The sequence below is a fragment of the Nocardia sp. NPDC049526 genome (assembly GCF_044465765.1).
Classification (GTDB): Bacteria; Actinomycetota; Actinomycetes; order Mycobacteriales; family Mycobacteriaceae; genus Nocardia.
Genome location: NZ_JBITMA010000007.1, coordinates 310472 through 332382 on the forward strand (window position 1 = coordinate 310472; position 21911 = coordinate 332382).

Below are 21911 nucleotides of genomic sequence, written 5' to 3' on the forward strand. Positions count from 1 at the left end.
CGCGGCCGTCTTCTTCGTCCGCCGCAACCCGCCTACCTGCACGGGAATAATTCGCCCGGATGTATCGGAATACTGCGTGAGACCGCACAGTTATCACCGCTCACAAGCACTGGAGGGAGACAGCCCAGGATGTGTAGCGCATGATCGAGGGCGTGACCGAGCTAGCGACCCCGAGCGTCCCGTCCGCACCGCCAACGCCGTCGGCAATGCGCCGTGCGCTGCGGCGGGCCCGCGACGGGGTGACACTGAATGTGGACGAGGCGGCCGTACTGCTGCATGCACGCGGTGACGACCTCGTCGACCTGACTCGCAGTGCCGCCCGGGTGCGCGATGCCGGACTGGAATCGGCGGGCCGGCCGAAGACCATCAGCTATTCGCGCAATGTCTTCATCCCGCTGACCAAACTCTGCCGGGACAAATGCCACTACTGCACCTTCGTCACGGTTCCGGGCAAGTTGCGCGCCGAGGGCAAGGGCATGTTCCTCGAGCCCGACGAGGTGCTGGAAATCGCGCGCCGAGGTGCCGAGCTCGGCTGTAAGGAAGCCCTGTTCACCCTCGGTGACCGGCCTGAGGACCGTTGGCCGGAGGCCGCGCAGTGGCTCGACGAACGCGGCTACGACTCCACGCTGGACTACCTGCGCGCCGTCTCGATCATGGTGCTCGAGGAGACCGGTCTGCTGCCGCATCTGAATCCGGGCGTCATGAGCTGGGAGGAAATCTCGCGGCTCAAACCGGTGGCGCAGTCCATGGGCATGATGCTCGAGACCACCGCCACCCGCCTGTTCACCGAAAAGGGCAACTGCCACTACGGAAGTCCGGATAAGGATCCGGCGGTGCGGTTGCGCGCTATCACCGACGCCGGCCGGCTTTCGGTGCCCTACACTACCGGCATTCTGGTCGGCATCGGCGAAACGCTGACCGAGCGCGCCGAGTCGATCATGGCGATTCGCAAGCAGCACAAGGCATTCGGGCATATCCAGGAAGTGATCATCCAGAACTTCCGCGCCAAGGACGACACCGCCATGCGCGATGTTCCCGACGCCGGCATGGAGGAGTTCCGGGCCACCATCGCGGTCACCCGGCTGCTGCTCGGCCCGGACGTTCCAGTGCAGGCGCCGCCGAATCTGGTGTCGCACTCCGAATGCCAGGCGCTGATCGATGCGGGAATCGATGACTGGGGCGGCGTCTCGCCGGTCACCCCCGACCATGTGAATCCGGAACGGCCCTGGCCGAACCTCGATACGCTGCGCGAAATCACCGAGGCCGCGGGCTACCGACTCGTCGAACGCACCTCGGCGCATCCGAAATACGTGCGCGCGGGCAACCCGTGGGTCGATCCGCGCATCGGCGCACACGTCGCCGCACTCACCGATCCGAACACCGGTCTGGCGAATCCCGATGCGCTCCCAGTCGGCCTGCCCTGGCAGGAACCGGACGAGTCGTGGGAATCCGCGGGCCGCGTCGACCTCAACACCTCGATCGATACCGAGGGCCGAAACACCGAGAGCCGCAGCGATTCCGCACTCGGCCGCGGCGTGAGCGAGCGCAGCGAGCGAGCCATCGGCACAGCGCGCTTCGCGCCCGACGGAGCCGAGGGCCGCCGATCAGACACCGATGTCGTCGGGGCCTTCGGCGACTGGGACACCATTCGCGAACAGGCTCGTGACCTCGCCGTCGCGGCACCAGAGCGATTGGATTCCGATGTGCTCGCCGCGCTGCACACCGCCGAAAACGATCCGGCCGGGCTCACCGACGCCGAGTACCTGGCGCTGGCAACGGCCGAGGGACCAGCGCTGGATGCGGTGGCTGCTCTCGCCGACCAACTGCGCCGCGACGTCAACGGCGACGATGTCACCTACGTGGTGAACCGGAATATCAACTTCACCAATATCTGCTACACCGGCTGCCGCTTCTGCGCGTTCGCCCAGCGCAAGGGCGATGCCGACGCCTTCACCCTGAGCATGGACGAGGTCGCCGACCGCGCCTGGGAGGCGCACGTCGACGGCGCGACCGAAATCTGCATGCAGGGCGGCATCGATCCGGACCTCCCGGTCACCGGCTATGCGGATCTGGTGCGCGCGATCAAACAGCGGGTGCCATCGATGCATGTGCACGCGTTCAGCCCGATGGAGATCGTGAACGGCGCATCCCGCGGCGGGCAGAGCATTCGCGACTGGCTGGTCGCGTTGAAGGAAGCCGGGCTGGACACGATTCCCGGCACGGCCGCGGAAATCCTCGACGACGAGGTGCGCTGGGTGCTCACCAAGGGCAAACTGCCGACCTCCGCATGGGTCGAGGTGATCACCACCGCGCATCGGGTCGGCCTGCGTTCGAGTTCCACGATGATGTACGGCCACGTCGACAACCCGAAGCACTGGGTCGGACATCTGCGGGTGCTGCGCGGAATCCAGGACGCGACAGGCGGTTTCACCGAGTTCGTGCTGCTGCCGTTCGTGCACCAGAGCGCACCGCTGTACCTTGCCGGTGCCGCGCGACCGGGCCCGACCATCCGGGACAACCGAGCGGCGCACGCCCTCGCGCGGATCATGTTGCACGGCCGCATCGATAACATTCAGACCAGCTGGGTGAAACTCGGCACAGCGGGCACCCGCATGATGCTCAACGGCGGCGCCAACGATCTGGGCGGTACCTTGATGGAGGAGACCATCTCCCGCATGGCCGGATCGCAACACGGTTCCGCCAAGACCGTCGCGGAACTCGCCGAGATCGCCGAGGGTATCGGTCGCCCGGTGCGCGAACGGACCACTACTTATGGGGTACCACCACGGAAGATCTCCGCGGTGTTGCCACTGACGGTGGGCTAGTCGATACCAGATTCCCGGTCGTCGCGCTCGGACGATTCGCAAAGGCGCGGATGTCAGCGGCGTTTCATATCCAGCGAGTGGTATTCGGGACGAAGTTGGTTAGGGCAGGCTGGCCGGGAGTAACCTGGGCTGCCGGGCTAGTGTGACGCTGGGCGGACTATCCCCGTGAGGACAGACTAGGAGAGCGGCAGTGCCGTACATCATCGCTGAACCGTGCGTTGACGTGAAGGACAAGGCATGCATCGAAGAATGCCCCGTGGACTGCATCTACGAGGGTGGTCGCATGCTGTACATCCATCCCGACGAGTGCGTGGACTGTGGTGCATGTGAGCCGGTGTGCCCGGTGGAGGCGATCTTCTACGAAGACGACACCCCGGACCAGTGGGGCGGCTACGTGAACGCCAATGTCGACTTCTTCGACGAGCTGGGTTCGCCCGGCGGTGCGACGAAGGTCGGCAAGGTGGATTACGACCCGCCGTTCATCAAAGAGCTGCCGCCGATGGCGACTGAATGAGTAATTAGGTACTGAGTGAGTTCTGTGTCACCGCGTCGCCGGGTCAGCGCTCTGCTGCCCGATTTTCCATGGGACACCATCGCATCGGTGAAGGCCGAGGCCGCCGCGCATCCGGACGGGATCGTCGACCTTTCGGTCGGCACCCCGGTCGATCCGGTGGACCCGCTGATCCGGGCGGCGTTGAGTTCGGTCGCCGACGTGCCCGGATATCCGACTACGCACGGCACGCCCGAACTGCGGGTCGCGGCCGTCGATGCACTGAAGCGGCGCTACGGGATCACCGGACTCGACCCGGCCGCGGTGCTGCCGGTGATCGGCACCAAGGAGCTGATTGCCGGTCTGCCGCGGCTGCTCGGGCTCGGCGCGGACGATCTGGTCGTCATCCCGGAGGTCGCCTACCCGACCTACGAGGTGGGTGCGTTGCTGGCCGGGACCAAAGTGGTGCGAGCGGATGGCCTGACCCAGTTGGGTCCGCAATCGCCCGCTCTTATCTATGTGAACTCCCCATCGAACCCGACGGGGAAGGTGCTCGGTGTCGAGCATCTGCGCAAGGTGGTTCAGTTCGCGCGTGAGCGCGGCGCGATCGTGGCCTCCGACGAGTGCTACTTGGGCTTGGCATGGGAGGGTCGCGCCGTCTCGATCCTCGATCCGGAGGTGTGCGACGGCGACCACACCGGCCTGCTAGCGGTGCACTCGCTGTCGAAGACCTCCAACCTGGCCAGCTACCGAGCCGGATTCGTGGTGGGCGATGCGGAACTCGTCGCCGAATTGCTCGAGGTGCGCAAGCACTCCGGCATGATGGTGCCGTTCCCGATCCAGGCGGCCATGACCGCCGCACTCGGTGACGACGCCCATGAGGCCGTGCAACGTGAGCGCTATCGTGCGCGTCGCGAGGTGCTGCGAAAGGCCTTGCAGGAAGCCGGTTTCCGCATCGATCACTCCGAAGCGGGCCTCTACCTGTGGTCGACCAGGGGCGAACCGTGCCGCACCACCCTGGACTGGTTGGCCGAGCGCGGCATCCTCGCCGCACCGGGCGACTTCTACGGACCGGGCGCAGGGGAGTACGTGCGCATCGCGCTGACTGCCTCCGACGAACGCATCGAGGCCGCCGCGCAACGTCTGGCCTGACACGTCCCGCGGTCGTGCCCGATGACCGGGGAACGGCGTTAGCCTTGGGGTATGGACGCTGTCACGGTAGTCCCTATCCCCAGCAACGAGCCGGTGCACTCCTACGCGCCGGGCAGCCCTGAGCGGGAACTGCTGATCACCAAGCTCACCGAGATCGCCGCCGAATCCATCGACATTCCGCTGGTCGTCGGTGGCAAGCACCGGCCGGGCATCGGCGCTCGGCACGATATCGTCGCCCCGCATCGGCATCGGCAGGTGCTCGGCACCTACACCGACACCACGCATTCGGAAGCCCACGGCGCCATCGAGGCCGCGATCGCAGCGGCGCCCGGCTGGCGCAGCACGGCCTTCGACGAACGGGCGGCCGTCTTCCTGCGCGCGGCGGATCTGCTGGCCGGGCCGTGGCGGGAGACGATCGCCGCCGCGACCATGCTCGGTCAATCCAAGACGGTCCAGCAGGCCGAAATCGATGCGCCGTGCGAACTGGTCGACTTCTGGCGGTTCAATGTGGCCTTCGCGCGCCAGATTCTGCAGCAGCAGCCGCAGTCGAGCGCAGGCGTGTGGAACCAGATGGACTACCGCCCGCTGGAGGGGTTCGTCTACGCGATCACTCCGTTCAACTTCACCGCCATCGCGGGCAATCTGCCGACGGCGCCCGCGTTGATGGGCAATACCGTGGTGTGGAAGCCCTCGCCGACGCAGACGCTCGCGGCCTTCTACACGATGCGGCTGCTGGAGGCGGCCGGGCTGCCGCCGGGTGTGATCAATATGGTGACCGGCGACGGTGCCGAACTGTCGGAGGTCGCGCTCGTCGATCCGCGGCTGGCGGGCATCCATTTCACCGGCTCCACCAAGACATTTCAGTTCCTGTGGTCCCAGGTCGGCGCGGATATCGGCCGATACCATTCGTATCCACGGTTAGTGGGTGAGACGGGCGGTAAGGACTTCATCGTCGCGCACCCGTCGGCCGATCCGGATGCCTTGCGTACCGCGCTGATTCGCGGTGCCTACGAATATCAGGGCCAGAAATGTTCGGCGGCTTCGCGCGCCTATATCGCACGCTCGGTCTGGCGCACGATCGGTGACGACTTCCTGCAACTGACCCGTGGACTAAGCTACGGCGATGTCGCCGATCTGACGAATTTCGGTGGGGCACTGATCGATCGGCGCGCCTACGACAAGAATGTGGCCGCGATCGAACGTGCTAGGTCGGCGGGTATCGCCATCCCGGCGGGTGGCGAATACGACGACAGCGAAGGCTGGTTCGTCCGGCCCACGGTGCTGGTGGTGGACGATCCGCACGACGACGCCTTCGCCACCGAATATTTCGGTCCCATCCTCGCCGTGCACGTCTACGACGATGCCGAGCCCGGCTCCTACGCGGCGATATTGGCCGAGGTGGAGTCGGCGGCACCCTACGCACTCACCGGCGCGATCTTCGCCCAGGACCGCAAGGCCGTCGAACAGGCCTCGGCCGCACTGCGATTCGCCGCGGGCAACTTCTACATCAATGACAAGCCGACCGGCGCGGTCGTCGGTCAGCAGCCCTTCGGCGGTGCGCGCGCCTCGGGCACCGACGACAAGGCGGGCTCGCCGCTGAACCTGCTGCGCTGGGTCGCGCCACGCACGATCAAGGAGACTTTCGTGCCGCCGGGTGATTACCGGTATCCGCACATGGGGTCGGAATGAATCCACTGCGGCCGGTCATTCTCGCAGCCTCCGCGTCGCCACGGATGAAGCGCATCGTCACCGGGACGCCGGTCACCGCGGAGATCGTCCGGCGCTTCGTGGCCGGTGCGGGCCGTGACGAGTTGATTCCGGTGGTGCGGGAGCTGCTCGCGAGCCGTCGGCTGATCAGCGTCGACTTCCTCGGAGAGAACACCATCGACCGGGTGCAGGCAGATGCCACGGTGGCCGAATATCTTTCGCTGATCAACGATCTGGCGGCCGTGAACGGCTTCCGAGATGCCGCGGCCCGCACCGAGGTGTCGGTGAAACTCTCCGCGCTCGGGCAGGCGCTGCCCGCCGACGGCCCGGCCATCGCCACCGATAATCTGCGCATTCTGTGCACCAAGGCGGCCCAGGCCGGAGTGTGGGTCACCGTCGACGCGGAGGACCACACCACCACCGAAGCCACGCTGACCACGGTTCGTGCAGTGCGTGCCGAATTCCCCTGGCTCGGTGCGGTATTGCAGGCTTATCTACATCGCACCGAGGAAGACTGTCGCGAGCTGTCCGGATCGCGAATCCGCTTGTGTAAGGGCGCATATCGGGAACCGCATACTGTCGCCTATCAGCGCTCCGCCGAAGTGACAGATTCCTATCTGCGCTGTCTGAAGATCCTGATGGGCGGTGCCGGTTATCCGATGGTGGCCACCCACGATCCGGTGCTCATCCGCGCCGCCGAACAGCTGGCCGCCGAAACCGGCCGTGGCCCAGACCGATTCGAGCACCAGATGCTCTACGGCATCCGCGATCCCGAGCAGTTGCGGCTGGCCGCCGCGGGCAATGCCATGCGGGTGTATGTGCCGTACGGCAGCCAGTGGTATTGCTACCTGACCCGCCGCCTCGCCGAACGTCCGGCCAACCTCACATTCTTTCTGCGCGCATTGGTCAGCAAGTCCTAGGGGGATGGCAGCCGGCGGAGCCGGCGGGGTGGGTGAGCACAGCGGGATGGCAGCCGGCGGAGCCGGCGGGGTGGGTGAGCACAGCGGGATGGCGGCTGGCGGAGCCGGCGGGGTGGGTGAGCACAGCGGGATGGCAGCCGGCGGAGTGGGTGAGCTCAGACGAGCGGCTTGCCGAGACGATGCCGCCTGCGCATATCCCAGAGACAGAGATTCATCGGAAAGAGCCTGGCGGGCTTGGGAAGTATGCGGTGCACGGCGCCGATCGCGCGCAGCAATCGGTTCGCGAAGCGCTCCTGACGTTCACTCCAATTCATGCGCATCTCGGCACGCAGGTGCGGCGGCAGCAGACTGGTCACCAAGAACCGCTGCAGCGGGCCGAATATGCGCAACGGCCAGGCGACCATCTTCAGATCGATGAGATCGTTGAAGTACGTGCGGGTGCGGGCATCTACGGTTTTGGTCGCGAGAGTGGCATTCCAGTACTCCTGGAAGGCCTTTCGGTCGCGGGGCCACATTTCCGGTCGCATCTGCAGGGTGGTGCCGAGCCGAGCGGCGTACTGGTAGAGCACATCCGCGGTGTCCTCGTCCATCGGTCCGTGCAGCCGCTCCTCCAGATCGACCAAGCCCCAATACAAACAGGCGGCGACCCACAGTTGCAGCTTCGGGTCGAAGGCGTTGTATTTGACCGCGGCGCCCGGCTTGGAGTGCACCGCGCGATGTGAGCCGTTGACGGCCTCGCGATAGTTCGCACGATCCTCTTCGGTGCCCATCAGCGCCACCGCGAGATAGGTCAGTGTGGTGCGCGTCCGCTTCCACGGGTGCACATCGATCCGGCCGGATTCGACCGTGCTTTCCATGACGCCGTACGCGACCGGCCGCAGGCTCAGCTGCATGATGACATTCGCCGTTCCGCCGAGGAAGGCCGCGACACCGCTCCAGAATTCGTCCATCGCGAAGTTGTCGACGGTGCCGTAGCGACAGGTCGGTCCGGGATCGGGTGGCTCCACGGGTAGCGGCAAGGTCATCGTTGGCCTCGTCTTTCACGGGGGTCGATCGGCGGCAATCGAAAGGTGATGAGAAGAATTGGTATTTACCTTCTCATCACCTCGATAGCGTGTCAAACGGTCCCCTCATACGAGCGGTTTACCCAGCCGAATGCGTCGGCGAACGTCGAACATGTAGGCGTTCAACGGGAACATTCGCACCGGCTTCGGCAGCTGAGTGTGCACCGCCGAAATCATCCGCAGCAGCTGATCGAAGCGGCGCTGATCGCGCTGGGACCAGGTCATTCGCATCTCATTGCGCAAATGCTGTGGCAGCAGGCCGGTTACGACGAACCGCTGGAGCCGGGCGAAGACGAATTGGACGGGGCGCGGCATAATCTTCAGATCGATGAGGTCGTCGAAGTAGTCGCGCAGGGCGGGTTCGATACCTCGCTTCGGCAGGTTCTCGTCCCAATACCGTTGGAATTCCGCACGATTGGCGGGCCACATCTCCGGTCGCATCTGCAATGTGGTGCCGAGCCGGGCGCAGTACTGGTAAAGGGCCTCGGCCGCATCGGGATTCATCGGTCCGTGCATGCGGGTGTAGAGGTCGTCGATGCCCCAGTAGAGGCAGGCGGCCACCCAGAGTTGCAGTGTGGGATCGAAGGCGTTGTATTTCACCGGACTCGCCGAGGTCGAGCGGACCGGTCGATGCGATTCGTTGACCGCCTCCCGATACAGCGCACGCTCTTCATCGGAGCCCATCAGTGCGACCGCGAGGTAGCTCAGGGTGGTGCGCAGCCGTTTGATCGGGTGCAGCGTGACCTTGCCGCTGTCGACCGTGCTCTCCAGTACGCCGCGCCCGACCGGACGCAGGCTCAGCTGCATGATCACATTGGCGGCGCCGCCCAGGAAGGCCGCGACTCCGTCGACGTACTCCTCGACGGTTTCCGGGGTGATGGGTTCGACGGCTGCGGGGCCGACGCGGTCGGGAATCGGCAGGTGATCGGCGCTGCGGAGGGGTTCGGTCATCGTTGACCTCGCCTTTCTGTGGCCATCCGCGACAAGGCGGATGGATGAGAAGGTTCTACATAAACCTTCTCATTGCCTCGCGGTGGTGTCAATCACGCTTTCGGGGGCGTTTGTGGGTGGCGCCGACTGACGGCATGCGATGCTAGCGGTGTCATCGTGTCATCGGAGCGGAACAGGGGTGGAAGTTATGGCGACGCTGACCAGACTGCTGGCGCTGGTGCGCAGCACTGGCCCGGAGGACCGCAACCAGACGCGGGTGCTGGATGCCGCTCTGCTGGCGTTCCTGGACTTCGGTATCAAGCGGACCAGCATGGTGGAAGTCGCGCGGCGGTGTGGCCTGTCGCTGGCCACCCTCTACCGGCGCTTCGCGAGCAAATCCGATCTGATCCAGGCCGTCGGGATGCGGCAGGCGCGGCAATTCGTGGCGGAGGTGGATGCGGCGCAGCAGCGGCAGGTCGATCGCGACGCCGGTGCCGAGGATCAGATCGTGGAGTTGTTCGTCGCCTTCCTGAACGGACTGCGCGGCAATAAGCTGCTCGACCGATTGTTGAAGACCGAGCCGGAGATCGTGCTGCCGTATCTCACGGTCAAGGGTGCGCCGGTGCTCGAACTCGGCCGCGACTATGTGGCCGAATTCATCACCCGGCTGCAGGGGGAGGGCAAGTTGCCCGAATACGATCCGGAGCCGGTCGCCGAGATGATCGCGCGAACGGCGCTGTCCTTGGCGCTGACCCCGCAAACGGTCCTTCCGCTCGACGACGACGCCGCGATCCGCAAGTTCGCCCGCGACCACGTGGTCGTTTCGTTCCGGCTGTGACAATCACACCAGTCGCAGGCCGAACCGCCTGCGGATGCGCATATCCCACAGGTAGGCGTTGATCGGAAACAGCCTGGCCTGCTTCGGCATTCGGGCCGTGATCGAGCCGGTGGTGCGCATGATTCTGGCGAGTTTCCGATCGTCGTCCGCGGTCCAGGTCATGCCCATCTGGTCGCGCAGATGCACGGGCAGCAGGCCGGTGACCACGAAGCGCTGGAACCGGGCGAACAGTAAGCGGGCGGGGCGCGGGAGCATCTTCAGATCGATCAGATCGTTGAAGTAGTCGCGGATCGGGGGATCGATGGTGGTCTTCGCGAGATGTTCGGTCCAGTACTCGTCGAAGGCGACACGGTCGGCGGGCCACATTTCCGGACGCATTTGCAGCGTGGTGCCGAGTCGAGACCCGTAGCGGTAGAAGGCCTCCGCGTCGCCGTCGTCCATCGGTCCGTGCATGCGCTCGTAGAGGTCGCGGGCGCCCCAATAGAGACAGGCGGCCACCCAGAGCTGCAGTTCGGGATCGAAGGCGTTGTACTTCACCGGACTCGCCGCGGTCGACTTGACCGAGTGATGCGACAGGTTCACGGCCTCGCGGTAGGCGTCGCGTTCGTCATCGGTGCCGAGCATGGCGACCGAGAGGTAGGTAAGGGTGGTGCGCAGTCGCTTGATCGGGTGCAGCATGACCTTGCCGCTGTCGACGGTGCTCTCCAGCACGCCGTAGCCGACCGGCAGCGTGCTGAGCTGCATGATGACATTCGCCGTTCCGCCGAAGAATGCGGCGACACCCTCGAGGTATCGCTCGATATCGAACGCGTCCTCGGCGGGTGTGGGCTCGGGTTTACGAAACGGGCTGGTCATTGTCGACCCCGTACTCATCGTTGAGAAGGAATTGCTTAGACGTTCTCACCGTCTCATGGGTGTGTCAACCGTCACGTTCTCGTCGAGGGGGAGCTTGGTGGTGCGGTGTGGTGCCGAAGTAGCGTGAGCGAATGTCGTTCGGTCCGCCGCTGCTGCTTCGCTCGCTCAATCCGCTCGCTGTCGCCGGAGGAGCGGATATACCGGATGCCGTCACCATCGACGGGGTGACACTGTCGCGCAGTGATCTGCTCGGTGCGGCAACGTCGGTGGCCGAGCGCATCGCGCGTGCCGATCGTGTTGCGGTACTGGCGCGACCGACCGTCACCACTGTGCTCGCGGTGGTCGGCTGTCTCATCGCCGGGGTGACGGTGGTGCCGGTGCCACCGGATTCGGGAACCGCCGAGCTGGCGCATATCCTCACCGATTCCGGTGCGCAGGCGTGGTTGGGCGAGGCGCCGGAGCGGACGGAGCTGCCGGTGGTTCCGGTGCGCGTACACGCGCGCTCATGGCATACCTATCCCGAACCCGACGCCGCCGCACCGGCATTCGTGCTGTACACCTCAGGGACCACCGGTCTGCCCAAGGGGGTCGTGCTCAATCGTGGTGCCATTGCCGCCGGGCTCGACGCGCTCGCCGATGCGTGGGCGTGGACGCCGAATGACGTTCTGGTGCATGGTCTTCCGCTGTTCCACGTGCACGGGCTGATCCTCGGTGTGCTCGGGCCGCTGCGGGTGGGCAGCCCGCTGATCCACACCGGGAAACCGACACCGCAGGCATATGCGGACGCGCGTGGCACGCTGTATTTCGGGGTGCCCACCGTGTGGTCGCGCGTTGTCGAAGATCTCGATGCCGCAAGGAAATTGAGTGGTGCGCGGCTGCTCGTCTCGGGTAGTGCGCCGTTGCCGGTGCCGGTATTCGAGCGACTGCGCGAACTCACCGGGCACGCGCCGATCGAGCGGTACGGGATGAGCGAAACGATGATCACGCTGTCCACTCGGTTCGATGGGGAGCGCCGTCCCGGCTGGGTCGGCACGCCCGTCGCGGGTGTGCAGACCCGGCTGCGGGACGAGGCCGGTGCGGATGTCCCACATGACGGTGAGAGCATCGGTGGCCTGCAGGTTCGCGGTCCGATGCTGTTCGACGGTTACCGCAACCGGGCCGAGGCGACCGCCGAATGCTGGACCGAGGACGGCTGGTTCGAGACGGGCGATGTCGCGGCGATCGATGCCGATGGTTTCCACCGCATCGTCGGCCGGGAATCGGTCGATCTCATCAAGTCCGGTGGATATCGCATCGGCGCGGGCGAAGTCGAGACCGTACTGCTCGGACATCCGGATGTAGCCGAGGTCGCGGTAGTAGGACTCCCCGACGCCGATCTGGGACAGCGGATCGTCGCGTACGTCGTATTGCGCGGTGCCGCACCGGATTCCATCGAGAAGGCGCTCATCGAGCATGTGGCCGAACAGCTTTCGGTGCACAAGCGCCCGCGCGAGGTCCGCGTGGTGGATTCGCTGCCGCGTAATGCCATGGGGAAGGTGCAGAAGAAGCTGCTCGGCTGAACAACTTGACCTCTACTTCGGTTCAGGTTCTACGGTCGCCGGTATGAGCGCAGCACTGACACCCGAACAGATCGAGTACCTGACCACCCAGCGCCTGGGCCGACTGGCGACCGTACGCCCCGACGGCTCACCCCAGAACAGCCCGGTCGGCTTCCGCTACAACGCCGAACTCGGCACCATCGACATCGCGGGCTGGAATATGGGCAAGTCCTGGAAATTCCGCAATATCGCCACCAACAACCGCATCGCCTTCGTCGTCGACGACGTCGCCTCCGTCCAACCCTGGCGCGTCCGCTGCCTCGAAATCCGCGGCACCGCAGAACAATTGACCGACGTAGAGCCCTACATTTCCGGCGTCTCCCGAGAAAAGATCCGCATCCACCCCACCCGAGTAATCGCCTTCGGCCTGGAGGCCGCCGTCACCCACGGGTAGGGCCTGTCGCGCAAGTACTGTGTCCGGATCAACGAGACAAATGGTTTCGTAGGTACATGGGTAACTCCATGTACTCGCATCGAAATAGTGTGCGATGGGTGTCGTTGTCAAGAGTTGTCAGCGTTGGGTGTCGTTGGCTCCGTGAGCCTCTGAGCTGCGGATACATTGAAATTCTGCCCAATTCTGGCTGTGATATCGATTACTAGCGTTGGCGTGCGCGGGTGTCGTTGGTTGACGTCAGCCGTTAATGGCGGGTTTGATGACAAGCCTCGACGGCTGGCCAGCAACCATGCCGGACATGAGCCGATCGGACAAGCGTGCAGTTTGCCGTCGCATGGGCGTCGAACCCTTGCAGTTGGCCCTGTTGTAGGTTCGTGCCCTAGGCAGGAAACGCAAAACATGGGCAACCGGAAAACGCCTGGTCATCGTGGAGGTGTATCCGGTCTGAGCGCTGCCGATCGCGCAGTGTCCGTTGGCAACCACGGGGCCGGCACAACTGGCCGTCCTGCACAACGACGACGCGCAGGTGCTGGTCCCGCCAGCTGGCCCGGATACGCGCCCGGCTTCCATCGGCACCATAACGCCGTGAGCTGAGCCGAGGCAGGCCGCGGCGGACCTTGTACGGCTGCCGTCAGGGCCGGAACGCAAGATCTACTTGAACGCGGCGAGGTTGCCGGTGAAAGGGTTGCAGGAGGTGGCGAAGCTGCTCGGCTTCACCGGCTACAGCAAGCTGCCGAAGGCTCAACTCGTGGACCGGCTGGCTGGCGACGGCCCGGCACGAGTTGAGCCGCCCGCGGCTGCGCCGCGAACTCCAGTGACTGCTCCGCGTGATCCGGTTGACGACGCGGCAGCCGAGCAGGCCAGCTCGCACCAGGCCCAGCCGCCAACCGAAGCACCGTCGGCAGCAATCACGGATGTGGCGAGCATCGCCGCGCACCTGCGGGGAACAGAGGCCGAGGAGGAGGGGGCCGCATATCTCCGCGCGCAGCACCTCGACCGCGAAGGTTTGCTCGCCGTCGCTGCCGAATTGCAGCTCACACGGGTGGATCGCCTGAGCCAGAACGAACTAGAGAAAAGGATTCTGAAACAGGCGATCGGTGCTCGACGCAAGTTCTAGCCGGGGAAAAACATGCCAGGTGGCTAGCGGCGGATGATCTGGGCATGGTCGGCGTCGCCAACCCATGCCCTTGCCACGAACGCGGTCTTGGTTTGGACTACCGAGTACTACGGAAGCGACTGGGTCGTCGCGGTTCACGCGGGCAGATTAGGTAGGGTTTCGACTCGGGCGGACCCAAAATCACCGGGCTTGCTTGTTGTGGGAAGGGACACTGATTGAGGGCCATCACCAAAGCCGTCGCGCCATTGCTCATGGTGATCGCCCTCTGTTGCACGCTCGTCAGCGCGGCTGCCTGCGCCGGAAGCTCCGATGCTCTCGCCGCCGCCGTGGACCGTGCGTTTCAACCGCTCATGGCCAAGTACAACGTACCCGGTATGGCCGTAGCAGTGACGGTCGACGGCGAACAGCACTACTTCGGTTATGGCGTTGCCTCCCGGCAAAGCGGCGCTCCCGTTACACCCGACACCATTTTCGAGATCGGGTCGATCAGTAAGACGTTCACCGCAACACTAGGGTCCTATGCACGAGTACTCGGCCGGATCTCGCTCGACGATCACCCCAGTACCTACCTGCCGCAATTGGCCGGGAGTGCCACCGACAAGGCCACGCTGCTGAACTTGGCCACCTACACAGCAGGTGGGCTACCCCTGCAATTTCCGCCGGAGGTCACCGACAAAGCCCAGATGCCGACCTACTTCCAGCAGTGGACGCCCGATGCCGCTCCCGGTCGGCAGCGGCGGTACTCGAACCCCAGCATCGGACTGTTCGGCTATCTCAGCGCCCTGGCGATGAACGGCGATTTCACCGACCTGATTCAAGGTCAGCTCTTCCCGAATCTGGAGCTGTCCCATAGCTACATCGACGTTCCGCAAGCCAAGATGGACGATTACGCATGGGGATATGACGACAGCAACACGCCGGTCCGTGTGAACGTAGGCGTTTTGGATGCCGAAGCCTATGGCGTCAAGTCCTCTGCCACCGATATGCTCCGTTTCATCGAGGCCAACATTGCGCCCGATACCCTCGAACCGCCCCTGCGTGATGCTGTCGAGGGAACGCATGTCGGATATTTCGACGTCGGCGAGATGACCCAAGGGCTCGGCTGGGAGCAATACCCCTACCCGACCGACCTCGAGCGGCTACTGGTCGGCAACTCCATCGCGGCTATGAAGCCCAACCCGGCCACGTCCATCACCCCGCAATCTCCCTCGCGTCCGACCTTGTTCAACAAGACCGGCTCCACTGCCGGGTTCGGCGCGTACGCTGCTTTCGTGCCCGACGAACGGATCGGCATCGTCATGCTTGCGAACAAGAACTTTCCCATCGACGCCCGTGTCACCGCAGCCCACGCTGTCCTGCAACAGCTTTCAACGCCGGCACCATAACCCTGAGACGAGTCCCCAAGAGGCGACGTGTCAGCGGCGGAGGACGGTCACTCGGGTTCTCCCTGCAGCGGCGAATTCAGTGGATAGATACTCACGAGCGACCTGTGCGCGATCTTCTTACCAATGCTCATCGTGTGGTCCTTGCGTGAGTGATCGAGGGGCGAACATGCAGAATCCAGGCCGCTATTCGAGATGCTGATGTCGGTCGGTGAGGTCGCTTCCGGCTCGGAAACGCCGTTTCGCGACAGGACCCGAACATCATGACGTCGTTGGTCAAGGAGTGGGCGATGACCGCGTTGCTCAGCCGTGGAGGGGGTGTTCGGGTGCGGGCAGGGTTCCCCGGAGGGCACCGCCAAGCGGTGCCACCCCTCAACCGTTCTCCGCCGCCGCATGGAACCCCGCACACCTCACCGACGACCGGCCGCGACCGAACGCGGCGCGCGCCGGGCCCATGCTCCCGTCTTCACTGCATCCCGCCCTCCTCGATGGCCCCGGCCGACCGGGCGAGACCAAGACACCGCGTCAGTCAGCACGGCCCCACACACGTCGGCCGAATTCTTGACGACTAGATGGCAATTGGCCACAGAACACTCGGTACTGTCGGCACCATGACCAGCGGCGGTGCGTTTAGAGAGCACACTGGTAACTCGTAGGGGACGGGCTAACTTGCCCCACGGCTCCACCGCTGCCTGCCAACGTCATTGTTGCCGCGACTGAGTCCGGCGCCTAAAGGTTCGGAGAGGCGGGGCAGCGAGGCGGGGGAGCCTAGCTCAATCGTTGGCGTGCAGGTCGGCGTTGAGTTCGATGCCGGTGCCCTTGCGGTGGACGACCTCGACGGCGCCGGTCGTGGAGTTGCGGCGGAAGAGCAGGTTGTTCTGGCCGCTGAGCTCGGCGGCTTTGACCACGGTGCCGTCGGGGGTGGTGACCTTGGTGCCCGCGGTGAGGTAGAGACCGGCCTCCAGGACGCAGTCGTCGCCGAAGGGGATGCCGAGTCCGGAGTTGGCGCCGAGCAGGGAGCGCTCGCCGATGGAGATGATTGTGGTGCCGCCGCCGGACAGGGTGCCCATGGTGGAGGCGCCGCCGCCGATGTCGGAGCCGTCGCCGACCACGACGCCCGCGGAGATGCGGCCCTCGACCATGGAGGCGCCGAGCGTGCCCGCGTTGAAGTTCACGAAGCCCTCGTGCATGACGGTGGTGCCGGAGGCCAGATGCGCACCGAGGCGGACGCGGTCGGCGTCACCGATGCGCACACCCGACGGCACGACGTAGTCGACCATCCGCGGGAACTTGTCGATGCTGTACACGGTGACCGGGCCGCGGGCGCGCAGCTTCGCGCGCGTCGCCTCGAAACCCTCCACCGCGGCCGGACCGTGGTTGGTCCACACCACATTGCTGAGCAGCCCGAACTGCCCGTCCAGACTCACCTCGTGCGGCTTGACCAGCCGATGCGAGAGCAGATGCAGGCGCAGGTACACATCGTGCGCGTCCACGGGAGCGGCCGACAGATCGGCGATCGTGGTCTGCACCGCGATCACATCGACCCCGCGCGCCTCGTCGAATCCGAGCAGCGCCGCGTATTCCGCGGGCGCCTCGTCCAGGCGCTTCGTGCCGGTGTCACCGAACGCGCCCAACTCCGGATTCGGGTACCACGTATCCAATACGGTCCCGTCCGCGGTCACATTGGCGATACCGACTGCTGCTGCTCCCTGAATGCTCACGACTGCGCCTCGCTAGCGCTCGGCTCCGTCGTGCGCATTAGGCGCGCTGTGTTGATTGTTCGCTCGCTTCGCTCCCTCACGTCATCAGAGGTTACCCACCCATCGCGGCCCATGGTGAGCCACGTCGACCGCTACCCACCACCCGGCCCGTCACATTTCCGCGAGGCTGATCGTCGAGCGCCCGAAAGCCTCGGTCAGCACCGCGCGTTGGTGTGGAGTGAGCTGGTTGACGACCACTACCGCATCTGCAGCGAGTTCCGCACAGGCCGCGGCGATCTCGCCGACTTTTCCGGCGCTGAACAGCGTCCGGGGTGAAAACGGCCGCGCCATCAGGCGGGCGCCGCCAGCCGAGACCCCGCGTCGCTGGGTGAAGGTCGCGACGACCCGACCGCCGAGGGTGGCGACCGCGCTCGCGGCATCGTCCATGCGCGTCGCGTAGTCCGGCTCCCTGGCGGAGAAGAAGCCGACTACGACGATGTCGGCCCCGGCGACCGAAACCGTCGCCGTATCGTGTGGCCGTCGCCGATAGCGGCGCGGTAACCGATTGCGCCGATGGGCCGGGTGCATACCGAACACCGTATCGCCGCCGCGATGGCGACGGGTGCGACCGGAGAACCGTAGGCTGGGGCGCGTGACCATCGACTTGCGCGCCGATCCCATCACGCTGACCGCGGCTCTCGTCGACATCCCGAGTGTGTCGCAGAACGAGGTGGTTATCGCCGACATCGTCGAGCGGGCGATGCGCGAGCAGACAACGGGGTTCGAGGTGCTGCGGCATGGCAACGTGGTGCTCGCCCGCACCGATCTCGGTCGGCCGACTCGGGTCATCCTGGCCGGTCACCTGGATACCGTGCCCATCGCCGACAATGTGCCGAGCACCTTTGTGGACGAGGCGGGGGAGCGCCGGCTCTACGGCTGCGGCACCGTCGATATGAAATCCGGTGACGCGGTCTTCCTGCATCTGGCCGCGACCATCGCCGAACCGGTGCACGATCTGACGCTGATCTTCTACGACTGCGAGGAGATCTCCGCGAAGTACAACGGTCTCAACCACATCGAGCGCGACCTCCCGGATTGGCTCGTCGGCGATCTGGCCATCCTCGGCGAACCGTCCGGTGGTGTCATCGAGGCGGGGTGCCAGGGCACGCTGCGCGCCCGGCTCGCGACCAAGGGCATGCGGGCACACTCGGCGCGATCGTGGAAGGGCGACAATGCGATTCACCGCTTGGCCCCGGTGCTGCAGCGGCTCGCCGACTACAAGGCCCGCGAGGTCGACATCGACGGCTGCGTCTATCGCGAGGGCCTGTCCGCGGTCCGTATCGGCGGTGGCGTTGCGGGCAATGTGATTCCGGACGAGGCCGAGGTCGACGTGAACTTCCGCTTCGCCCCGGACCGCACCGTCACCCAGGCCACCGAGCATGTGCGCGAGGTATTCGACGGACTCGAGCTCGATTTCGAGCTCACCGACGCCGCCGCGGGCGCACTGCCTGGCCTGTCCGCCCCCGCCGCCAAGGATCTGATCAGCGTGGTCGGCGCTGACAGCGTGCGCGCCAAATACGGCTGGACCGATGTCGCGCGCTTCGCCGCCCGCGGCATCCCGGCGGTGAACTTCGGTCCCGGCGACCCCAATCTCGCGCATAAGCGCGACGAACACGTCCCGGTCGCCCAGATCAGCTCGGTCGCCGAGGTGCTGCGCGGCTACCTCACCGGCGTATCCCGGTAGCGTGGGCGCCATGTCCACCGAAGCCGCCGACAACGAGATCGCAAGCACGCCGAAGTCGACACCCAAATTCCGCGGACCGATCATGTTCCGCCGCGATCGCAAGCCGGGCGGCACCGCCGACCAGAACCTGCTGGACCGGCACGGACCGAGCGATTGGGTGCATACCGATCCATGGCGGGTGCTGCGGATCCAGGCCGAATTCGTCGAGGGCTTCGGTGCGCTGGCCGAACTGCCGCGCGCGGTCACCGTCTTCGGTTCGGCGCGCACGACGGCGGGTCATCCGGAGTATCACGCCGCCATGGCCATCGGCGGTGCGCTCGCACAGGCCGGTTTCGCGGTGATCACCGGCGGCGGACCCGGCGTGATGGAGGCCGCGAACCGGGGCGCGTCGGAGGCGGGCGGGTACTCGATCGGACTCGGCATCGAGTTGCCGTTCGAGCAGAGCCTCAACGAATGGGTCGACCTCGGCATCAACTTCCGCTACTTCTTCGCGCGCAAGACCATGTTCGTGAAGTACTCGCAGGCATTCATCTGCCTGCCGGGCGGATTCGGCACCCTTGACGAGCTGTTCGAGGCGCTCACCCTGGTGCAGACCCACAAGATCACCCGCTTCCCGATCATCCTGTTCGGCAGCAAGTATTGGGCCGGACTCGTCGACTGGCTGCGCGATTCGCTCGGCGGCTCCGGCAAGATCTCACCCGGCGACCTCGGCCTGCTGCATGTGACCGATAGCGTCGAGGAGGTCGTGCAGATCATCCTGGCCACCGCGGACGGGGCCACCGACACCGATGCTCTCGGGACGGAGGATCAATGGTGAGTGAAGCCGGATACGCGGTCTGCGTCTACTGTTCGGCCAGCACCGCCGATCCGGCAATGCTCGCCCTCGCCGCCCGGGTCGGCACCGAGATCGCAAGGCGCGGTTGGCAATTGGTTTCCGGCGGCGGTCACGTCTCGATGATGGGCGCGGTCGCGACCGGTGCCCGCGCGGGCGGTGCGCACACCGTCGGGGTGATCCCGAAACACTTGGTGCACCAGGAAGTAGCCGATGTCGATGCCGACGAGCTGATCGTCACCGACACCATGCGCCAGCGCAAACAGGTCATGGAGGACCGCGCCGACGCCTTTCTCACTCTGCCCGGCGGCATCGGCACGCTGGAGGAATTCTTCGAAACCTGGACCGGCGGTTATCTGGGCCAACACGAGAAGCCGGTGGTTGTGCTCGATCCCAATGGTTTCTATCGGGGTCTGTTCGACTGGCTGGACCAACTCTACGATCGGAAGTTCGTGTCCCAGCCGGCTATGGCCAGGATCACCGTGGTCGACGATCTGCCCGCGGCCTTCGCGGCGTTGAAACCGGTGCAGGCATCCGAGGTGACACCGGAGCCGGGAACCACTCTCGACGAGGAGAACTGACGCTTGAGCACTCCCGCCCGCCAGAAGGTCAGCCTATTCGATATCGCGAAGCGGTTGCCGCTCATGGCATTCGACGCACCATCGATGCTGCGCGGCGCGCTCGGCATGACGGTGCGACCGGATGACAAATCTTCGGTCGGGCTGTACTTCCAACGCAACGCGCACCGGCATCCGGACCGGCCGTTCTTGAAGTACGAGGGCGAAACCGTCAGCTACGGTGCGGCCAACGCACAGGTGAACCGGTACGCGCGAGTGCTGGCCGACCGTGGCGTGCAGCGCGGTGATGTGGTCGGCGTGCTGATGACCAACCGTCCGGAAACCCTGTTCGTGGTGCTGGCCACCGTGAAACTCGGTGCGACGGTAGGCCTGCTGAATCACCACCAGCGCGACCAGGTACTCGCCCACAGCTTCGGACTGCTCGACAGTGTGCTCAACGTGGTCGGCGAGGAATGCCAGGCGGCACTGGACTCGCTCGCCGAACCCCTTGCCGATGTGCTTTTTTCGCAGGAGCTGCACAAGGCGGCCGAGGATGCCGACCCGGCCGATCCGCCGAGCTGCGCGCAGGTCGCCGCGAAGGAACGTGCCTTCCTTATCTTCACCTCCGGCACCACCGGACTGCCCAAGGCCAGCGTGATGACACATCTGCGCTGGACCAAGAGCATGTCCGGACTGGGTGGACTCGGAATTCGCCTGCGCGGCAACGACACTCTGTACTGCTGCCTGCCGCTCTATCACAACAACGCGCTGACCGTCGCGCTGTCGTCGGTGCTCGCCGCGGGCGGCGCCTTCGCACTCGGCAGGCAGTTCTCCGCCTCCCGGTTCTGGGACGAAATCATCCGGGAGCAGGCGACCGCGTTCATCTACATCGGTGAACTCTGCCGCTACCTGGTCAATCAGCCGGTCAAGCCGACCGATCGGCAGCACCGGGTGCGGCTCGCCGTCGGCAACGGTCTGCGGCCGGAGCTGTGGGATGAGTTCAAGAGCCGTTTCGGCATCGACCGGATCGTCGAGTTCTACGGCGCCAGCGAGGTGAATATCGCCTTCGTCAATGCCTTCGGGTTGGATCGCACAGCGGGCTTCGGGCCGTTGCCCTACGCCATCGTCGAATACGACGATGCGACCGGAAAGGCCAAGCGCGACAGGGACGGTCGACTGCGCAGGGTGCCGGGCGGCGGGGTCGGTCTGCTGTTGGCCAAGGTCACCGATCGTTCGCCCGCCGACGGCTACACCGATAAAGCCGCCTCCGAGGCGAAGCTGGTCCGCGACGGCTTCACCGACGGCGACGCCTGGTTCGACACCGGCGATCTGGTCCGCGATCAGGGCTGGCATCACATCGCCTTCGTCGACCGGCTCGGCGATACCTTCCGCTGGAAGGGTGAGAATGTCGCCACCACCGAGGTCGAGGGTGTGCTCGCCGAATCCGACCCGATCTCGCAGGCGGTCGTCTTCGGCGTGGATATCCCTGGCACCGACGGCAAGGCGGGTATGGCGGCGGTGACGCTGTACCCGGATGCTGAGTTCGACGGTCGCGCGCTCGCTGAATTGGCCTACTCTCGGTTGCCCGGCTATGCGGTCCCGCTGTTCATCCGGGTCGTCGCCGAACTCGAGCAGACCTCCACCTTCAAGAGCCGCAAGGTCGAACTCCGCAAGCAGGGCTACGCACCCGACGCCGACAGTCAGCTGTACGTGCTCGCAGGTCGGACCGACGGCTACATCCCGGCGTACGACGAATACGCCGCCGACGTCGCCGCGGCTCGCGCGCCGAAGAACTAGCGCCGATCG

General features: G+C 65.4%; 19 protein-coding genes. 14 read left to right on the forward strand and 5 right to left on the reverse strand.

All coding sequences use genetic code 11. The features are described from left to right. The first annotated feature begins 140 nt into the window (after window positions 1-140). The 5 genes from cofH (at window position 141) to ACIBW7_RS23485 (ending at window position 7094) form a co-directional block, all read left to right on the forward strand. Window positions 141-2825, forward strand: coding sequence for a 5-amino-6-(D-ribitylamino)uracil--L-tyrosine 4-hydroxyphenyl transferase CofH (gene cofH, locus ACIBW7_RS23465; RefSeq protein ID WP_397049579.1), 2685 nt, complete (start codon window positions 141-143; stop codon window positions 2823-2825). A 190-nt stretch (window positions 2826-3015) separates the two neighbouring features. Further along, the gene (fdxA, locus tag ACIBW7_RS23470) at window positions 3016-3339 is read left to right on the forward strand and encodes a ferredoxin (protein ID WP_063046612.1); all 324 of its coding nucleotides are present in this window, start codon (window positions 3016-3018) and stop codon (window positions 3337-3339) included. A gap of 24 nt (window positions 3340-3363) precedes the next feature. Next, a complete protein-coding gene (gene dapC, locus ACIBW7_RS23475; protein WP_397049973.1) occupies window positions 3364-4467 on the forward strand; it encodes a succinyldiaminopimelate transaminase in 1104 nt (367 codons plus the stop codon). Window positions 4468-4518: 51 nt separating this feature from the next. After that, window positions 4519-6156 (forward strand): L-glutamate gamma-semialdehyde dehydrogenase, encoded by a 1638-nt coding sequence (pruA, locus tag ACIBW7_RS23480; protein WP_397049582.1) that lies wholly within the window; start codon window positions 4519-4521, stop codon window positions 6154-6156. Next, the gene (locus ACIBW7_RS23485; RefSeq protein WP_397049584.1) at window positions 6153-7094 is read left to right on the forward strand and encodes a proline dehydrogenase family protein; all 942 of its coding nucleotides are present in this window, start codon (window positions 6153-6155) and stop codon (window positions 7092-7094) included. The genes pruA and ACIBW7_RS23485 overlap by 4 nt, the downstream gene beginning before the upstream one ends. Window positions 7095-7249: 155 nt before the next feature. On the opposite strand, the gene ACIBW7_RS23490 is transcribed toward ACIBW7_RS23485, so the two are convergent. Both ACIBW7_RS23490 and ACIBW7_RS23495 read right to left on the reverse strand, forming a co-directional pair. Next, on the reverse strand, window positions 7250-8119 hold the full coding sequence (locus tag ACIBW7_RS23490; RefSeq protein WP_397049586.1) for an oxygenase MpaB family protein: 870 nt from the start codon (window positions 8117-8119) through the stop codon (window positions 7250-7252). A 105-nt stretch (window positions 8120-8224) separates the two neighbouring features. Further along, on the reverse strand, window positions 8225-9109 hold the full coding sequence (locus tag ACIBW7_RS23495) for an oxygenase MpaB family protein (RefSeq protein ID WP_397049588.1): 885 nt from the start codon (window positions 9107-9109) through the stop codon (window positions 8225-8227). Window positions 9110-9296: 187 nt separating this feature from the next. Between ACIBW7_RS23495 and ACIBW7_RS23500 the strand changes: the two genes are divergently transcribed. Next, a complete protein-coding gene (locus ACIBW7_RS23500; protein WP_397049590.1) occupies window positions 9297-9926 on the forward strand; it encodes a TetR/AcrR family transcriptional regulator in 630 nt (209 codons plus the stop codon). 3 nt (window positions 9927-9929) lie between these two features. On the opposite strand, the gene ACIBW7_RS23505 is transcribed toward ACIBW7_RS23500, so the two are convergent. Next, entirely contained in the window at window positions 9930-10781 is an 852-nt protein-coding gene (locus ACIBW7_RS23505) for an oxygenase MpaB family protein (protein WP_397049592.1), read from the reverse strand. A gap of 131 nt (window positions 10782-10912) precedes the next feature. Here ACIBW7_RS23505 and ACIBW7_RS23510 point away from each other — a divergent pair, with 131 nt between their 5' ends. The 4 genes from ACIBW7_RS23510 (at window position 10913) to ampC (ending at window position 15275) form a co-directional block, all read left to right on the forward strand. Beyond that, window positions 10913-12340, forward strand: coding sequence for an acyl-CoA synthetase (locus ACIBW7_RS23510; RefSeq protein ID WP_397049594.1), 1428 nt, complete (start codon window positions 10913-10915; stop codon window positions 12338-12340). Window positions 12341-12383: 43 nt separating this feature from the next. After that, on the forward strand, window positions 12384-12773 hold the full coding sequence (locus tag ACIBW7_RS23515) for a PPOX class F420-dependent oxidoreductase (RefSeq protein ID WP_397049596.1): 390 nt from the start codon (window positions 12384-12386) through the stop codon (window positions 12771-12773). Window positions 12774-13467: 694 nt separating this feature from the next. Further along, window positions 13468-13890 (forward strand): hypothetical protein, encoded by a 423-nt coding sequence (locus tag ACIBW7_RS23520; protein WP_397049598.1) that lies wholly within the window; start codon window positions 13468-13470, stop codon window positions 13888-13890. Window positions 13891-14141: 251 nt separating this feature from the next. After that, window positions 14142-15275 (forward strand): class C beta-lactamase, encoded by a 1134-nt coding sequence (gene ampC / locus ACIBW7_RS23525; protein ID WP_397049975.1) that lies wholly within the window; start codon window positions 14142-14144, stop codon window positions 15273-15275. A 770-nt stretch (window positions 15276-16045) separates the two neighbouring features. On the opposite strand, the gene dapD is transcribed toward ampC, so the two are convergent. Both dapD and ACIBW7_RS23535 read right to left on the reverse strand, forming a co-directional pair. Then, window positions 16046-16993, reverse strand: coding sequence for a 2,3,4,5-tetrahydropyridine-2,6-dicarboxylate N-succinyltransferase (gene dapD, locus ACIBW7_RS23530; protein ID WP_327093565.1), 948 nt, complete (start codon window positions 16991-16993; stop codon window positions 16046-16048). 150 nt (window positions 16994-17143) lie between these two features. Then, on the reverse strand, window positions 17144-17560 hold the full coding sequence (locus ACIBW7_RS23535; protein WP_397049601.1) for a hypothetical protein: 417 nt from the start codon (window positions 17558-17560) through the stop codon (window positions 17144-17146). A gap of 64 nt (window positions 17561-17624) precedes the next feature. Here ACIBW7_RS23535 and dapE point away from each other — a divergent pair, with 64 nt between their 5' ends. Genes dapE through ACIBW7_RS23555 form a run of 4 tightly spaced genes read left to right on the forward strand, consistent with a single transcriptional unit; the run spans window position 17625 to window position 21902 of the window. Next, a complete protein-coding gene (gene dapE / locus ACIBW7_RS23540) occupies window positions 17625-18716 on the forward strand; it encodes a succinyl-diaminopimelate desuccinylase (protein ID WP_397049603.1) in 1092 nt (363 codons plus the stop codon). Between the two features lie 10 nt (window positions 18717-18726). Continuing rightward, window positions 18727-19533, forward strand: a complete 807-nt coding sequence (locus tag ACIBW7_RS23545; RefSeq protein WP_397049606.1) for a TIGR00730 family Rossman fold protein — start codon at window positions 18727-18729, stop codon at window positions 19531-19533. Next, on the forward strand, window positions 19527-20129 hold the full coding sequence (locus ACIBW7_RS23550) for a TIGR00730 family Rossman fold protein (protein ID WP_397049608.1): 603 nt from the start codon (window positions 19527-19529) through the stop codon (window positions 20127-20129). Before ACIBW7_RS23545 ends, ACIBW7_RS23550 begins: the two co-directional genes overlap by 7 nt. Window positions 20130-20132: 3 nt before the next feature. Continuing rightward, entirely contained in the window at window positions 20133-21902 is a 1770-nt protein-coding gene (locus ACIBW7_RS23555; protein ID WP_397049610.1) for a long-chain-acyl-CoA synthetase, read from the forward strand. Window positions 21903-21911 lie beyond the last annotated feature (9 nt).

Bases quoted from the DNA above. Each gene is read 5' to 3' on its own strand.
- cofH (WP_397049579.1), top strand. From the start codon at position 141: ATGATCGAGGGCGTGACCGAGCTAGCGACCCCGAGCGTCCCGTCCGCA.
- pruA (WP_397049582.1), top strand. From the start codon at position 4,519: ATGGACGCTGTCACGGTAGTCCCTATCCCCAGCAACGAGCCGGTGCAC.
- ACIBW7_RS23485 (WP_397049584.1), top strand. From the start codon at position 6,153: ATGAATCCACTGCGGCCGGTCATTCTCGCAGCCTCCGCGTCGCCACGG.
- ACIBW7_RS23490 (WP_397049586.1), bottom strand. From the start codon at position 8,119: ATGACCTTGCCGCTACCCGTGGAGCCACCCGATCCCGGACCGACCTGT.
- ACIBW7_RS23495 (WP_397049588.1), bottom strand. From the start codon at position 9,109: ATGACCGAACCCCTCCGCAGCGCCGATCACCTGCCGATTCCCGACCGC.
- ACIBW7_RS23500 (WP_397049590.1), top strand. From the start codon at position 9,297: ATGGCGACGCTGACCAGACTGCTGGCGCTGGTGCGCAGCACTGGCCCG.
- ACIBW7_RS23505 (WP_397049592.1), bottom strand. From the start codon at position 10,781: ATGACCAGCCCGTTTCGTAAACCCGAGCCCACACCCGCCGAGGACGCG.
- ACIBW7_RS23510 (WP_397049594.1), top strand. From the start codon at position 10,913: ATGTCGTTCGGTCCGCCGCTGCTGCTTCGCTCGCTCAATCCGCTCGCT.
- ACIBW7_RS23515 (WP_397049596.1), top strand. From the start codon at position 12,384: ATGAGCGCAGCACTGACACCCGAACAGATCGAGTACCTGACCACCCAG.
- ampC (WP_397049975.1), top strand. From the start codon at position 14,142: ATGGTGATCGCCCTCTGTTGCACGCTCGTCAGCGCGGCTGCCTGCGCC.
- ACIBW7_RS23535 (WP_397049601.1), bottom strand. From the start codon at position 17,560: ATGCACCCGGCCCATCGGCGCAATCGGTTACCGCGCCGCTATCGGCGA.
- ACIBW7_RS23545 (WP_397049606.1), top strand. From the start codon at position 18,727: ATGTCCACCGAAGCCGCCGACAACGAGATCGCAAGCACGCCGAAGTCG.
- ACIBW7_RS23550 (WP_397049608.1), top strand. From the start codon at position 19,527: ATGGTGAGTGAAGCCGGATACGCGGTCTGCGTCTACTGTTCGGCCAGC.